General features: G+C 74.8%; 11 protein-coding genes and 1 tRNA gene. 4 read left to right on the top strand and 8 right to left on the bottom strand.

Annotated elements, in window-relative coordinates; genetic code table 11:
- Positions 1–18: 18 nt before the first annotated feature.
- Together ACI79B_RS11275 and ACI79B_RS11270 are read right to left on the bottom strand one after the other, a co-directional pair.
- Positions 19–681 (bottom strand): helix-turn-helix domain-containing protein, encoded by a 663-nt coding sequence (locus tag ACI79B_RS11275; RefSeq protein WP_456928371.1) that lies wholly within the window; start codon positions 679–681, stop codon positions 19–21.
- A gap of 266 nt (positions 682–947) precedes the next feature.
- Positions 948–2,540: a phospholipase D family protein gene (locus ACI79B_RS11270; protein ID WP_456928372.1), complete on the bottom strand. Its 1,593-nt coding sequence runs from the start codon at positions 2,538–2,540 to the stop codon at positions 948–950.
- A gap of 94 nt (positions 2,541–2,634) precedes the next feature.
- On the opposite strand from ACI79B_RS11270, the gene ACI79B_RS11265 reads away from it, so the two are divergent.
- Genes ACI79B_RS11265 through ACI79B_RS11255 form a run of 3 tightly spaced genes read left to right on the top strand, consistent with a single transcriptional unit; the run spans position 2,635 to position 6,221 of the window.
- Positions 2,635–3,903: an aspartate kinase gene (locus tag ACI79B_RS11265; RefSeq protein ID WP_456928373.1), complete on the top strand. Its 1,269-nt coding sequence runs from the start codon at positions 2,635–2,637 to the stop codon at positions 3,901–3,903.
- Entirely contained in the window at positions 3,900–4,949 is a 1,050-nt protein-coding gene (locus tag ACI79B_RS11260) for an aspartate-semialdehyde dehydrogenase (RefSeq protein ID WP_456928374.1), read from the top strand. The genes ACI79B_RS11265 and ACI79B_RS11260 overlap by 4 nt, the downstream gene beginning before the upstream one ends.
- A gap of 6 nt (positions 4,950–4,955) precedes the next feature.
- Positions 4,956–6,221, top strand: coding sequence for a glycosyltransferase 87 family protein (locus ACI79B_RS11255; RefSeq protein WP_456928375.1), 1,266 nt, complete (start codon positions 4,956–4,958; stop codon positions 6,219–6,221).
- On the opposite strand, the gene ACI79B_RS11250 is transcribed toward ACI79B_RS11255, so the two are convergent.
- The 5 genes from ACI79B_RS11250 to ACI79B_RS11230 form a co-directional block, all read right to left on the bottom strand.
- Positions 6,154–7,935 carry a prolyl oligopeptidase family serine peptidase gene (locus ACI79B_RS11250; RefSeq protein WP_456928376.1) on the bottom strand — a complete coding sequence of 594 codons (1,782 nt, stop codon included), beginning with the start codon at positions 7,933–7,935 and terminating at the stop codon, positions 6,154–6,156. The two genes, ACI79B_RS11255 and ACI79B_RS11250, sit on opposite strands and share 68 nt — an antisense overlap.
- A 4-nt stretch (positions 7,936–7,939) precedes the next feature.
- A complete protein-coding gene (locus ACI79B_RS11245) occupies positions 7,940–9,064 on the bottom strand; it encodes a hemolysin family protein (protein ID WP_456928377.1) in 1,125 nt (374 codons plus the stop codon).
- Positions 9,061–10,410, bottom strand: coding sequence for a hemolysin family protein (locus ACI79B_RS11240; protein WP_456928378.1), 1,350 nt, complete (start codon positions 10,408–10,410; stop codon positions 9,061–9,063). Before ACI79B_RS11240 ends, ACI79B_RS11245 begins: the two co-directional genes overlap by 4 nt.
- An 83-nt stretch (positions 10,411–10,493) precedes the next feature.
- A tRNA-Pro gene (locus tag ACI79B_RS11235) sits at positions 10,494–10,567 on the bottom strand.
- Between the two features lie 57 nt (positions 10,568–10,624).
- Entirely contained in the window at positions 10,625–11,536 is a 912-nt protein-coding gene (locus ACI79B_RS11230) for a metallophosphoesterase (RefSeq protein ID WP_456928379.1), read from the bottom strand.
- 68 nt (positions 11,537–11,604) lie between these two features.
- Between ACI79B_RS11230 and ACI79B_RS11225 the strand changes: the two genes are divergently transcribed.
- On the top strand, positions 11,605–12,057 hold the full coding sequence (locus ACI79B_RS11225) for a GatB/YqeY domain-containing protein (protein WP_456928380.1): 453 nt from the start codon (positions 11,605–11,607) through the stop codon (positions 12,055–12,057).
- 33 nt (positions 12,058–12,090) lie between these two features.
- Here the strand turns inward: ACI79B_RS11225 and ACI79B_RS11220 are convergent, their stop codons facing one another.
- Positions 12,091–14,310 carry a transglycosylase domain-containing protein gene (locus ACI79B_RS11220; protein WP_456928381.1) on the bottom strand — a complete coding sequence of 740 codons (2,220 nt, stop codon included), beginning with the start codon at positions 14,308–14,310 and terminating at the stop codon, positions 12,091–12,093.
- Positions 14,311–14,318 lie beyond the last annotated feature (8 nt).

Here is a 14,318-nt window from a genome sequence, read left to right as displayed (position 1 = left end):
GCCCACGGTAGCAGCGGGTCAGCTCAGGTCGCAGCCACACGCGCAGTCCGGCGCGTGCGGGGCGGGCGGTGCGGAGCGGCCCGGCGCCGGCGGGGGCTCGTCGAGCAGCAGGTCGTCGCAGGCCGGCGGGCACACGCAGCGGAAGCCGTCGTCGAACGACCGGCCCCTGTCCTCCTCCAGGAACCGCGCCCGTTCCTCGGCCCGCGCCCTCGCCGCGGCGGCCCGCCGGGCCGCGGCCCGGTCGGCCAGGGCGTCCCCGGGCCGGGGGAGCTGGTGGTCCGCCGGGGTCCCGCGCACCCGGCGGCGGTCGTCCCTGCTCCTCCGGTCCCGGGTGAACGTGTAGGTGACCGGCGTGCGGTCGTACCGGTGCGGCCCGTGCCACCAGCCGTCGTCACCGTGCCGGGTGTCGAGGTGCGCGGGGAAGTGCCGGTCGCCCTCGTCGCGCACGGCCGTGCCGTCCATCGGCGCCACCTCCCGCCCCTCGTCGTCCAGCAGCGCCAGCCGCAGCCCCGCGACGGCCGCCAGCCGGGCCAGGGCGCGGGCGTCGAGCCCGCGCGTCCCGGCCTCTGCCGCCGCGACCGTCGAGCTGGGCAGCCCTCCGGCCTGGGCCAGCTCCCGCTGCGACAGGTCCGCGACGCGACGGATCCGCCGGAGCAGTCCGGACAGGGAGAAGTCGGACACCCGGCCAGCGTCGCTGTCGGGACTCGCCCGAGAGCCGCCGGATGTCCTCCTGTGGAAGCTCGTGCTCTGCACACAGGTGTAGGCAGAGCACGAGGGCCGGTCCTGCTACGGGTGTGCGGAGCTCGTGCTCTGCACACAGGTGTGGGCAGAGCACGAGTTCGCTCGGGAGGAGGCACTGCCCGGGCCGGCACGGGCGGAGCCGAGCGCGGGGAACGGCCGGCCGGACCCCGGGACCGGGCGGTCAGGCCGGTGGGTGGGGCGGTGGGTCAGAACTCGCGGCGGCGGCGGAGGCGGAGGGGGCGGCCGTCGGGGTCGTCGACCAGGCGGTACAGCGGCGTCGCCCAGAGGCGGGTGGGCAGCGTCAGCCGCTCGGCCCTGTGGTGGCGCAGCCGGCCGCGCGGGCGGGGGCCGCGGCAGCCGCCGTCGTACCAGGCGTCGAGCGCGTCGGCCGCGGCGTCGAGGGTCGCGACGAACGTGGCCGGGTCGAGCAGGTCGGCGTCCTCGCTGCCGTCCTCGGCCCGGTCGGTGTGCTCGCGGGCGAGCACCAGCCGCAGGTCGCGGGCGAAGGTGCGCGCGCCGTCGCCGGTGCCGGCCGGGTCGCGCGGCTCGCGGGGGTCGAGCGTGGTGTCGAGGACGGCCGAGGACAGCTCGCTGTCGTGGGTCCAGGACCGGCGGTTGAAGTTGTCGCTGCCGACGCTGGCCCACACGTCGTCGACCACGCACACCTTCGCGTGCACGTAGACCGGCGTCCCCTCGTGGTTCTCGACGTCGTACACGTGCACCCGGTCCCGGCCGGCCCGGCGGCACATCTCGATCGCCTGCCAGCGCCCCACGTACTGCGGCCGCTGGGCGATCGCGCCGTCCTGGTCGGGCACCCGCGGCACGACGACGACGAGGTGCAGGTCGGGGTGCTCGCGCAGCGCGTCGGCGAACAGCTCCGCCACCTCGGCCGACCACATGTACTGGTCCTCGAGGTAGATCAGCCGCCGCGCCCGCCGGATCGCCTTCGAGTAGCCGCGGGCGACCGACCGCTCGCCGTCAGGCGCGAAGTCGTAGCGCGGCCGGATCGCCGGGTAGGTCCGCAGGTTCTGCACCAGGTGCGGCCCCATCGGCGGTGGGGCCGGCAGCTGCGGCGGTAGCGGGTCGGCGAACATGCGGCCCCGGCGGAACCGGTCGATCACGTGCGCGATCGGGTTGCCCTCGTCGGGGTCGGTGGGGTCGTCCCACCGCTCGCGGAACACCGTGTCCAGGGCCGCCACGGCCGGGCCCCGGATCATCAGCTGCACGTCGTGCCAGGGCGGGGTGGGCCCGTACGCCGCGGCCATCGGCAGCGTCTGCGGGTCGCCGCGGTGGTCGGCGTCGTCGCGGCGGCTGTGGCACAGGTCGATCCCGCCGACGAAGGCGGTGTCCTTCGTCGGGTCCTGGTCGTGTCGGCAGACGACGAGCTTCTGGTGGTGGCTGCCCCCGCGGCGCACCCGCTGGTCGAGCACCACCAGGCCGCCGCCGTCCTCGACCTCGCGGTCCAGGGCCCGGTTCTCGCGGGCGCTGAACGACAGCCAGTCCACGTGCGAGCGCCAGACCAGGCCGCGCACGGTCACCCCGCGGCCCACCGCCTCGGTGAACAGCTGGGCGACGGTCGGCCCGCCGGGGCGCAGCTCCTCGTCGGGGTCGCCGCGCCAGTCGGTGAAGAACAGGTGGTCGCCCTCGTCGAGCCCCTCGACGCACTCGACCAGCCGGTCGAAGTAGGTGGCGCCGTGCACCAGCGGCACGGCGAGGTTGCCCTCGGTCCAGGCCGGCAGCTCCGTGGCCGCGTTGCCCCGCTCCTCGGCGCTGAGCAGCCAGTCCTCGGGAGCGGTCACCCGGTGATCACATCGCCCACGGCGGCGGGGCGCAACGGGACCGCGCCGGGCTGATTCACGGGGGGACAGGCCGGCATCGGTAGCCTGTGGACCCGTGGCCCTCGTCGTGCAGAAGTACGGTGGCTCCTCCGTGGCCTCCGCCGCCCACATCAAGCGCGTCGCGGAGCGCATCGTCGCGCAGAAGAAGGCCGGCAACGACGTCGTCGTCGTGGTCTCGGCGATGGGCGACACCACCGACGAGCTGCTCGACCAGGCCGCGCAGATCACGGACGACCCGCCCGGCCGCGAGCTGGACATGCTGCTCACCGCGGGCGAGCGCATCTCCATGGCGCTGCTGGCCATCGCGATCAGCACGCACGGGTACGAGGCCCGGTCGTTCACCGGCTCGCAGGCCGGGGTGATCACGACCTCCAGCCACGGCAAGGCGCGGATCATCGACGTCACGCCCGGCCGGCTGCGCTCGGCGCTGGACGAGGGCTCGGTCGTCATCGTCGCCGGGTTCCAGGGTGTCAGCCAGGACACCAAGGACGTCACCACGCTCGGCCGCGGCGGGTCGGACACCACCGCGGTCGCCGTCGCCGCGGCGCTGCAGGCCGACGTCTGCGAGATCTACACCGACGTCGACGGCGTCTTCACCGCCGACCCGCGGATCGTCCCCAACGCCCGGCGGCTGGAGACGGTCACCTACGAGGAGATGCTCGAGCTGGCGGCCTCCGGCGCGAAGGTGCTCATGCTCCGCTGCGTCGAGTACGCCCGCCGCTACGGCATCCCGGTGCACGTCCGCAGCTCCTACTCACAGCTCCCCGGCACCGTGGTGACCGGCTCGATGGAGGACCTCAGCGTGGAACAGGCGATCATCACCGGCGTCGCGCACGACCGCAGCGAGGGCAAGATCACCGTCTACGGCGTCCCGGACCGGCCGGGCGAGGCCGCGCAGATCTTCCGCGTGCTCGCCGACGCCGAGATCAACATCGACATGATCGTGCAGAACGTGTCGGCCGAGGCCAGCAAGCTCGCCGACATCTCGTTCACGCTGCCCAAGAGCGACGGCCCGGCCGCGATCGCCGCGCTGGAGAAGGTGAAGCACACCGTCGGCTACAGCGACGTCCGCTTCGACCAGCACATCGGCAAGGTCAGCCTGGTGGGCGCCGGCATGCGCAGCCACCCCGGCGTCTCGGCCCGCTTCTTCGGCGCGCTGGCCGACGCCGGCGTCAACCTCGAGCTCATCAGCACCTCGGAGATCCGCATCTCCGTGGTCTGCCGCGACAGCGACGTGGACGTCGCCGTCCGCGCGGTGCACGACGCCTTCGACCTCGGCAGCGACGAGGAGGAGGCCGTGGTCTACGGAGGGACCGGACGATGAGCATCTTCAAGCGCGACGGCCTGCGGGTCGGCGTCGTCGGCGCCACCGGCCAGGTCGGCGCCGTCATGCGCCGGATCCTCGCCGAGCGGCAGTTCCCGCTCAGCGAGCTGCGGTTCTTCGCCAGCGCCCGCAGCGCCGGCAGCACCCTGCCCTGGGCGGACGGCGAGATCACCGTCGAGGACGCCGCCACCGCGGACCCGACCGGGCTCGACGTCGCGTTGTTCTCCGCGGGCGCGAGCACCTCGCGGGCGCAGGCGCCGCGGTTCGCCGAGGCCGGCGTGACCGTCGTCGACAACAGCTCCGCGTGGCGCCGCGACCCCGACGTCCCGCTCGTCGTCGCCGAGGTCAACCCGCACGCCCTGACCGACATCCCCAAGGGCATCGTCGCCAACCCGAACTGCACCACGATGGCCGCGATGCCGGTGCTCAAGCCGCTGCACGACGAGGCGCAGCTGGTCCGGCTGGTCGCCAGCACCTACCAGGCGGTCTCCGGCAGCGGCCTGGCCGGCGTCGAGGAGCTCGACGGGCAGGTGAGGGCGGTCGCCGACAAGGCCGCCGAGCTCACCCACGACGGCGCGGCGGTGGCCTTCCCCGAGCCGCAGAAGTACGTGCGCCCGATCGCGTTCAACGTGCTGCCGCTGGCCGGCAGCGTCGTCGACGACGGCTCGTTCGAGACCGACGAGGAGCAGAAGCTCCGCAACGAGAGCCGCAAGATCCTCGGCATCCCCGACCTGCGGGTCGCGGGCACCTGCGTGCGGGTGCCGGTCTTCACCGGGCACTCGCTGTCGCTCAACGTCGAGTTCGCCCGGCCGCTGACGGTCACCCGCGCCACCGAGCTGCTCACCGGGGCGCCGGGCGTGCAGCTCACCGACGTCCCGACGCCGCTGCACGCCGCCGGGCAGGACCCCAGCTACGTCGGGCGCATCCGGCAGGACCAGAGCGTCGACGACGACCGCGGGCTGGTGCTGTTCGTCAGCAACGACAACCTGCGCAAGGGCGCGGCGCTCAACACCGTGCAGATCGCCGAGCTGCTGCTCCGGCGCTGAGCGGACGTGGCACCCGTCGGCCGTCCGGGGGCCGGGTGGCGGGTCGCCGCGCAGGTCGCCGTCGTCCTCGCGCTGGCGGTGCTCGCCGGGCTGGTCTCGGCGTGGGGGCCCAACGACCCCTGGCACAACTGGTTCGACCTGCGGGTCTACGACGGCGCGGTCGAGTGGTGGCGCTCGGGCCGGCCGCTCTACGACTACACGTTCGGCCGCACCGACTACGGCTTCACGTACCCGCCGTTCGCGGCGCTGGCGGTGCTGCCGATGACGCTGCTGTCGATCGATGCGGTCGCGGCCGTGCACGCCGCGCTCAACCTGGTGGTGCTGGCCGGGACCACGGCGTGGCTGGTCGCGCCGCTGGCCCGCCGGCACGGGTGGCCGGTGGCGTTCGCCGTCGCGGCCGCGCTGCCGGTGGTCTTCGTGGTCGAGCCGGTGCGGGAGACGATCGGCTTCGGCCAGGTCAACCTGCTGCTGCTCGCGCTGGTGCTGGCCGACGTCGCCGCACTGCACCGAGGGTGGCGATGGGCCGGCGTCGGCATCGGGCTGGCCGCCGCGTTCAAGATCACGCCGGGGCTGTTCGTCGTGTACCTGCTGTTGACGCGGCGCTGGCGGGCGGCGGCGGTCGCGGTCGGCACCGCGGCGGTCGCGACCGCGCTGGCGTTCGCCGTCGCGCCGGCGACGTCGTGGCGGTTCTTCACCGAGACGCTGTGGCAGACCGAGCGGGTGGGCCGGCTGGACAAGACGTCCAACCAGTCGCTGCTGGGCGCGCTGGCGCGGCTCACCGACCCCGCCCAGCCGCCGCGGGCGGTGTGGCTGGTCCTCGCCGTCGCCGTCCTCGCGCTGGTGCTCACCCGCGCGGTGCGGGCCGCCCGCGCCGGTGACGACCTGGCCGGCGTGGCGCTCACCGGCCTGGCCGCCTGCCTGGTCAGCCCGATCGCCTGGTCGCACCACTTCATCTGGCTGGTGCCCGCGCTGGTCGTCCTCGTGGACGTCGCCGCGGGCAGCCCGGCGGCGCCCGGGTGGCTGTCCGGGCGCCGGGCCGCCGCGGCGCTCGCCGTCGTCACCGGGCTGGTGCTGGCGTCGTCGTCGATCTGGTTCGCCGAGGCCGACCCCGGCCACCACCACGACCTCGGCGTCCCGGGGCTCGTGGTGGAGGACCTCTACCTGCTGACGACGCTCGCCGTCGTCGCCCTGCTCCCAGCCAGGGTCACGGCCGGACGTGCCGCAGCGCGAACGACAGCGCCGTCTCGACCTGCCGGATCGTCTCCTCGATGACCAGCGAGCCGTGGCCGGCGTCGAAGCGGTACACCTCGTGCGGGCGGCCCAGCCGGTCCAGCTCGGCGAGGTAGTTCTCGATCTGCCGGATCGGGCAGCGCGGGTCGTTGGCCCCGGCGACGACGAGCACCGGCGCCCGCACCTGCTCGACGTAGGTGATCGGCGAGGACCGCACGTACCGCTCGTGCACCTCGTCGGGGGAGCCGCCGAACAGCGCCCGGTCGTAGGCCCGCAGGCCCTCCATCTCGTCCTCGTAGGCGGCCAGGTAGTCGGCCACCGGCACCTCGGCGATGCCCGCGGCCCACCGCTCGGGCTGCGTGCCCAGGCCCAGCAGGGTGAGGAAGCCGCCCCACGAGCCGCCGGTGAGCACCGCCCGAGCCGGGTCGAGGAAGCCCTCGGCGACCAGCGCGTCGTAGACCGCGGCGACGTCCTCGAGCTCGGTGAGCCCGGGCCGGCCGGTGAGCGCGTCCCGCCAGGCGCTGCCGTAGCCGGTGGAGCCGCGGTAGTTGACGTGCACGACCGCGTAGCCGGCGTCGACGTAGGCGGCGCGGCGGGCGCGGTAGGAGTCGTCGTCGGCGGACTCGGGGCCGCCGTGCACCAGGAACGCCGTCGCGTACGGCGGCTCCCCGGCCGGCCGGACGACGAGCGCGTGCACGTCCCCGCCCGGGCCGGGCACCCAGCGGTCCTCGACCGGGTGCGCCGCCGGCGGCTCCTCACCGGGCGCGGCGAGCACCACCGGCCCGTCGGCGCGGCGGATCACCGGCGGGCGCTCCGACGACGACCAGGCCAGCTCCACGGTCCCGTCCGGGCGCGCGGTGGCCCCGCGGACGACGCCGGACGGGGTGTCCAGCCGCTCGAGCGCGCCCGTGGCCAGGTCGTAGCGGTACAGCTCGCTGCGGGCGGCGTGGTCGTGGCCGACCAGCAGCGCCGACCCGTCCGCGTACCAGCCGGCGGTCACGTCGCCGGGCAGGTCGAGCACGATCTCGGTCTCGGTGTCGGCCGCGACGTCCCAGACCAGCAGCTCCTCCCGGCCGCGCCGCTCGTGGCCGACCAGCAGCCGCCGGTCGCCGGGCAGCGGGGCGAACTCCAGCGCGTGCAGGCCGCGGCCCTCGCCGTCCCACTTCTCGGCCACGACCGTGTCGTCGGCGGTCCGCAGCACCCGCAGCGCCGGGTAGCGCGGGTCGCCGTGCTCGGAGTGCGAGATGACCAGCAGCTCGTCGTCGAGGGTGAGGGCGTCGACCGAGGCGGGGTCCTCGTGCCGGTAGACCACCCGCGGCGTCCCGCCGGTGGGCGCCAGCCACAGCTCGCTGCCGTCGTCGGTGGAGCGGCCGATCGCCACGAGCGAGGACCCGATCTCCAGCCCGGCGGGGTAGGCCGGCCCGACCTCCGGGACGGCGACCCGGTCCTCGCCGCCCGCGAACGGCTGCACCATCCAGACGCCGAACTCGTCGCCGTCGGTGTCGGCGAACCACCAGATCGTCTCGCCGTCGGGGGACAGCGTGCCGATCAGCGTGCCGTTGGGCCGGTCGGTGGCCTGGCGGTGCGCGTCGGTGGTGCGGTCCCACGCGTACTGCTCGACGACGCCGCTGACGTCCGAGGCGTACAGGCAGCGCTGCGGCGCGCGCAGCGCCCAGTCGGGCAGGCTGACACGGGGCGCGCGGAAGCGGGCCTGCCAGCGGGCGGTGACCTCCGGGGACAGGACGGGGGCGCTCACCCGCTCATCTTCCCCCGGCGCCCGCCCCGGCCCTCGGGCCGCCCCGGGCGGCGATCGCCCGGGCCCGTTCGGCCGCGGCGTCGGCGTCGGCGGCGGCATCGCGGACGTCGCCGATGAGCAGCTCGAGCACGTCCTCCAGCGCCACCAGGCCGACGGTGTGCCGCTCCCCGCCGCGGGCGTCCACCACGCCGCCGAGGTGGGCGCCCTGCGCGCGCATCTCCGAGAGGACCTCGGGCAGCCCCGTACCGGGCGCGATCGGCACCAGCCGGTTGACGTGCTCCTCCGGGATCGGCCGGTCCCGGCCCTCGGCCCCGATGCCCAGCACGTCCTTGACGTGCACGAAGCCGGCCAGCGACCCGTCGTCGGCCCGGACCGGGTAGCGGCTGAAGCCGTACTCGGCCACGACGGCCTCGAGCTGCCGCGGCGTGGTGTAGCGCGGCACCGTGACGACGGTGTCCATCGGCAGCAGCACGTCCTCGACGGTGTGCTGCTCGAAGGTGAGCGCGCCGGCCGCCAGCTCGCTGACCTCGGTGCCCAGCAGCCCCTCGCGCCGCGACTGGGTGATCATCGAGCGGATCTCGGCCTCGTCGAAGCTGGCCGCCACCTCGTCGGTGGGCGTGGCGCCGAACGCCCGCACGAAGCCGTTGGCCGTGGTGTTGAAGAACCAGATGACCGGCTTGAGCAGCCGGGTGAAGGCGGCCAGCGGCGGGCCGAGCGCGATCGCCGCGCGGTCCGGGCCGGCGATGGTGATGTTCTTGGGCACCATCTCGCCGAGCACCATGTGCAGCACGGTCACCAGCGCCAGCGCGATGACCAGCGCGATCGGGTGCAGCAGCGCGTCCGGCACGTGGAGCGCGTGCAGCGGCGCCTCGATGAGGTGGGCGACGGCGGGCTCGCCGACGGCGCCCAGGCCCAGCGAGCACAGCGTGATGCCCAGCTGGGCGCCCGCCATGTTCTGCGACACGTTGCGCATCGCGGCCAGCGTCTTGGCCGCCCGCGCGGAGCCCTGCGCGACGCGCGGCTCGATCTGGTCGACCCGCGCGGACACCAGCGCGAACTCGGCGGCCACGAAGAACGCGTTGCCCAGCAGCAGGCCGACGAGGATCAGCAGGCTGACGACGTCGCTCACGCCGCCGCCTCCTGCCGCGCCCGCGCCCGTGAGGCCGTGGCGCCCGGCGGCAGCACCACCGTCCGCTCGGCCAGGATCCGCGCGACCCGGCGGCCGTCGAGGCTCTGCACGATCAACCGCGCGCCGTCGAACTCGACGCAGTCGCCCACCTCGGGCAGCCGCTGCAGCCGCTCGGCGAGGAACCCGGCCAGCGTCTCGTACCGCCCCTCGGGCACCGCGATCCCGGTGCGGTCGAGCACCTCGTCGGGGCGCAGCAGCCCGGACAGCACCCACCGCACGTCGTCGACCCGGCGCAGGGTGCGCAGCGGCCGGTCGGTCTCGTCGGTGATCTCCCCGACCAGCTCCTCCACGATGTCCTCCAGCGTCACCACGCCGTGCGTGGCACCCCACTCGTCGACCACCAGCGCGATCTGCAGGCCCTGCTCGCGCAGCAGGTCCAGCAGCCGCTCCAGCCGCAGGGACGAGGGGACGGCGAGCACCGGGTCGGCCAGCTCGCCGGCGGTGCGGCGGCCCCGCTCGGCCTCCGGGACGGCGACCGCGCGCTTGACGTGCACGACCCCGGTGACCTCGTCGAGGTCGGAGCCGTAGACCGGGAAGCGCGAGTTGCCCGACTCGGTGGCCGCGACGATGACGTCGGCGGCGGTGGCGCTGGCCCGCAGCGTCCACAGCCGGGTCCGCGGCGTCATGACGTCGGTGGCGTACTTGGCGCGCAGGCCCAGCGAGCGCTCGAGCAGGCGGGCGGCGACGGGGGAGAGGTCGCCCTCGGCCGCCGACCGGCGGGCCACCGCGGCCAGCTCCTCGGCGCCGCGGGCGGAGTCCAGCTCCTCGCGGGGCTCGAAGCCCAGCCGGCGCACGATCGCGTTGGCCAGCCGCTGCAGCGCGTTGACGACGACGCCCGCGACCGCGGTGAACGCCCGCATCCCCGGCGCGACGACCTTCGCGATGCCCAGCGGATCGGCGATCGCCAGGTTCTTCGGCCCGAGCTCGCCGAGCAGCATCTGCAGCGTCGTCGCCAGGGCCAGCGCGAGGCCGTAGGAGACGCCCGTGGCGGCCGCCTGCGACAGGCCGAGCGCCTCGAGCGGGCCGTGCAGCAGCTGGCCGATCGCGGGTTCGGCCAGGTAGCCGACGACGAGCGTGGTCAGCGTGATGCCGAGCTGCGCGGCCGACAGCTGGGTGGACAGGGTCCGCAGCGCGGTCGCCACGCCGCCGGCCCGGGCGTCCCCGGCCCGGGCGGCCTCCTCGACGCGGCCGCGGTCGACCGTGGTCAGGGAGAACTCGGCCGCCACGAAGAAGCCGGTCAGCGCCGTCAGCAGCACGGCAGCGAGGAGGAGCAGCCACTCGGTCATCGGGTCCCCGGTGCCCGCATCGGCGCCCGGCCAACCCCGGGAAACGACTCAGGGGCCGCCCGCAGGCGGCCCCTGAGCTGGAGTCGGGGTGACAGGATTTGAACCTGCGGCCTCGTCGTCCCGAACGACGCGCGCTACCAAGCTGCGCCACACCCCGGTGCCTCGACCACTGTAGCCGAGCCGTGCCACCGGCCTGGCAGCGGGTCAGGGGGTGTCACGCGGGCCGCGCCGTCAGCGTGAGCAGGGTCGCCTCGGGCGGGCAGGCGAACCGGGCGGGCGCGTACGGGCTGGTGCCCAGGCCCGCCGAGACGTGCAGCCAGGTGCCGTTCGGCCGCCCCGGGGCGGGCTCGGCCCAGCGGTGCAGCCAGCGGACCCGGTCCCGGTCGATGCCGCAGTTGGTGACCAGCGCCCCGTAGAACGGCACCCGCAGCTGCCCGCCGTGGGTGTGGCCGCACAGCAGCAGGTCGTAGCCGTCGGCGGCGAACCGGTCGAGCACCCGCGGCTCGGGGGAGTGGACGACACCGATGCGCAGGTCCGCCGTCGGGTCGGCCGGCCCGGCGACGGCGTCGTAGTCGTCCCGCCGGATGTGCGGGTCGTCGCAGCCGGCGAGGACGATCCGCCGGCCGCCGACGGTCAGCTCGCCGCGAGCGTTGGTGAGGTCCAGCCAGCCGCGGCCGGTCAGCCCGTCGCGCAGGTCGCGCCAGGGCAGCTCGGTGCCGTGCACCCGCTTGTCGGGGCGGGTCAGGTAGCTGAGCGGGTTCTTCGGCCGCGGCCCGTAGTAGTCGTTGGACGAGGTGACGAAGGCCCCGGGCCGGTCCAGCAGCGGGTCCAGGGCCTGCAGCACCGTCGGGACGGCGTCGGTCCCGGCCAGGTTGTCCCCGGTGTCGACGACGAGGTCGGGCTCGAGGTCGTCCAGCGCCGCCACCCAGTCGCGCTTGGACCGCTGCCCGGCGGTCATGTGCAGGTCCGACAGGTGCAGCACGGTCAGCGGCGCCGAGCCGGGGGCCAGCACCGGGACGTCGAAGCGGCGCAGCGTCCAGCGGTTGCGCTCGTACAGCGACGCGTAGGCGACGGTGGAGGCGCCCGCGGCGACGGCGGCCGTGGGCAGGGCGGTGTACCAGCGCACGGCCCGAGCCTACGGGCCGTGATCGGCCCCGGCGGCCGGGACGGCGGGCGTCGTGCCAGGCTGAGGGCGTGTCTGACCTGAAGGACCGGCTGCGTGCCGACCTCACCTCCGCCATGAAGAGCCGCGACGAGCTGCGCACCGCGACGCTGCGGATGGTGCTCGCGGCGGTCAGCGCGGAGGAGGTCGCGGGCAAGGAGGCCCGGGAGCTGTCCGACGACGAGGTGCTCGCGGTGCTGCGGCGCGAGGCCAAGCGGCGCCGCGAGGCGGCCGAGGCGTTCGACGGGGCCGGCCGCGCCGAGCAGGCCGGCCGTGAGCGCGCGGAGGGCGAGGTGGTGGCCGCCTACCTGCCCGCCCAGCTCGACGACGCCGACCTCGCCGCGATCGTCGCCGACGCGGTCACCCGCACCGGCGCGAGCGGCATGAAGGACATGGGCCGGGTCATGGGCGCCGCCAACGCGGCCGTCGCCGGCCGGGCCGAGGGCGCCCGGGTGGCCGCGGAGGTCCGCCGCCAGCTCGGCTGACCCGGGGCGGCCCCGGGTCGGCCGGGAGCGGGCTCAGTTGCCGCCGCGGCCGTTGCCGCCGTTCCAGTTGCCGTTGCCGGGCCAGCCGTCCGCGTTGCCCTGGTCCGCGTCGCCCTGGCCGGCGTCGTCCTGGTCGGCGTCGTCCTGGTCGGGCGTGGGTGCGGGGGTGCTCGGCGCCGGCGGGGCGGGCGCGGGGCGGCCCTGCAGCAGCGCGGGGTCGGCCGGCGGGAACGCCGAGGTGGGCTTGTCGGCGAGGAAGGGCGCGAAGGCGTCGTGCCAGATGGTGGCCGGCATGTTGCCGCCGTAGCCGCCGACGTCCTGCTGCTCCTTGGGGTTGAACACCATGACGCTGGCCGCGTACTCGGGCATGACGCCGACGAAGGCCACCGAGTCCCGGCCCTGCGCGGTACCGGTCTTGCCGGCGATCGCGTGACCCGGGATGGCGGCCCGGGTGCCGGTGCCCTCGGGGCTGGCGGTGTCGCCGACGAGGATGTTGGCCAGCGTGTCGGCGATGTTCGCCGGGATCGCGTCCGGCGTGCACCGGTCGCCGCGGACCACGGGCTGGCCGTCGTCGCCGGTGAGCGGCTGGCCGTTGCGGTCGAGCACCTGGACCACCGGGATCGGGTCGCACTGGGTGCCCTGGGCGCCGAGGGTGGCGTACGCGTTGGCCAGGTCCAGCGGGCTGGTGGCCTCGGCGCCGAGCGTGAACGAGCCGAAGTTGCCGTCGATGATCTCGTCGGCGGAGTTCTGGGTGGGCTGGTCGAAGCTCATGCCCATCCGCTCGGCCATCCGCACCGGGCCCTCGACGCTGCCCAGCCGGTCCTCCAGCGCGAGGAAGTAGGTGTTCGACGAGCGGACCAGGGCGCCGACCATGTCGAGGGTGTCCGGGTAGTTGCCGGCGTTCTCGACGCAGTACATGCCGGTCGACCGCGACCGGTCGCCGCCGCAGGAGGGGCCGCGGAAGACCCGCGAGGTGTACTGGTTGCCCGGCGTGCTGATCACGGTGTTGGCCGGGATGCCGGCCTCGAGCGCCGCGGCGGCGGTGAACACCTTGTAGGTCGAGCCGGAGCCCTTGCTGGCCGCCGTGTGCAGGACGACGGACTCGCACTGCGGGTCCGCGCAGCCGTACTGCCGGTTGACGCTCATCGCCATGACCGCGCCGGTGCCCGGCTCCACGGCGGTGAACATGCCGGCGAGCTGGTCGCCCATCGGCAGGGTCTTGAGGACCGCCTGGTCGCCGAGGGTCTGCAGCTGCGGGTTCAGCGTCGTCTGGATGGTCAGGCCGCCGTTGTCCAGCTGCTCCTGGCTGATGCCGAGCACCTGGGTCAGGTACTGCTGCATGAAGGCGCAGAAGAACCCGCCGATCGCGGCGTCGATGCAGCCGTTGGGCGGGCTGATGCCCGGCGCCACCTGCACCGGCTCGGCCATGAGCGCGGCGAGCTGCTCCTCGGTCGTCCCGTCGAGGTGGTCGAGGTCGAACATCCGCTGCAGCACCTGGTTGCGGCGGGTCTGGCCGTTCTCCGGCTGGGTGATCGGGTCGTCGTTGGTCGGGCTCTGCACCAGCCCGGCGAGCATCGCCGCCTGGGGGAGGGTCAGGTCGGCGGCGTTGACGCTGAAGTACTTCTGGGCGGCGGCCTGGATGCCGTAGGCGCCCTGCCCGAAGTACACGATGTTGAGGTAGCGGGTGAGGATCTCGTCCTTGGAGTAGGTCTCCTCCAGCGCCAGGGCCAGCCGGGCCTCGCGGAGCTTGCGGGACAGGCCCTCGACGCCGTCCTGCTCGATGGCCTCCTGCCGCTCCTCGGCGCTGTCGGCGGTCTCCAGCAGGGTCTGCTTGACCAGCTGCTGGGTGATCGTCGAGCCGCCCTCCTGCACCGAGCCCGCGGCCACGTTGGTCACCGCGGCGCGCAGCGTGCCCTGCACGTCCAGGCCGTTATGGTCGTAGAAGCGCGAGTCCTCGATGTCGACCAGCGCCTGCTTCATCACGTCGGCGATCTGGTCGGACGCCACCACCGTGCGGTTGTGGGCGTAGAAGTTGGTGATCAGCGAGCCGTCGGCGGCGAGCACGCGGGAGTTGCCCGCGGGGGTCGCGTCGGTGAGCTCCACCGGCAGCGCGTCGAGCAGGGACGCGGAGTTGCGCGCCACCAGCCCGCTCCCGCCGACGAGCGGGAAGAGCAGGCCGGCGACGAGCGCGCCGGCCACGACGATCATCGCGACGAGCTTGCCCAGGACTCGGGCGCGGGAGGCAGCAGACATCGCTGCCA

The organism is Geodermatophilus sp. SYSU D00879 (assembly GCF_054050375.1).
Note: the sequence above shows the minus strand (reverse complement) of the source record. Positions and strands in the feature narration are given on the sequence as shown.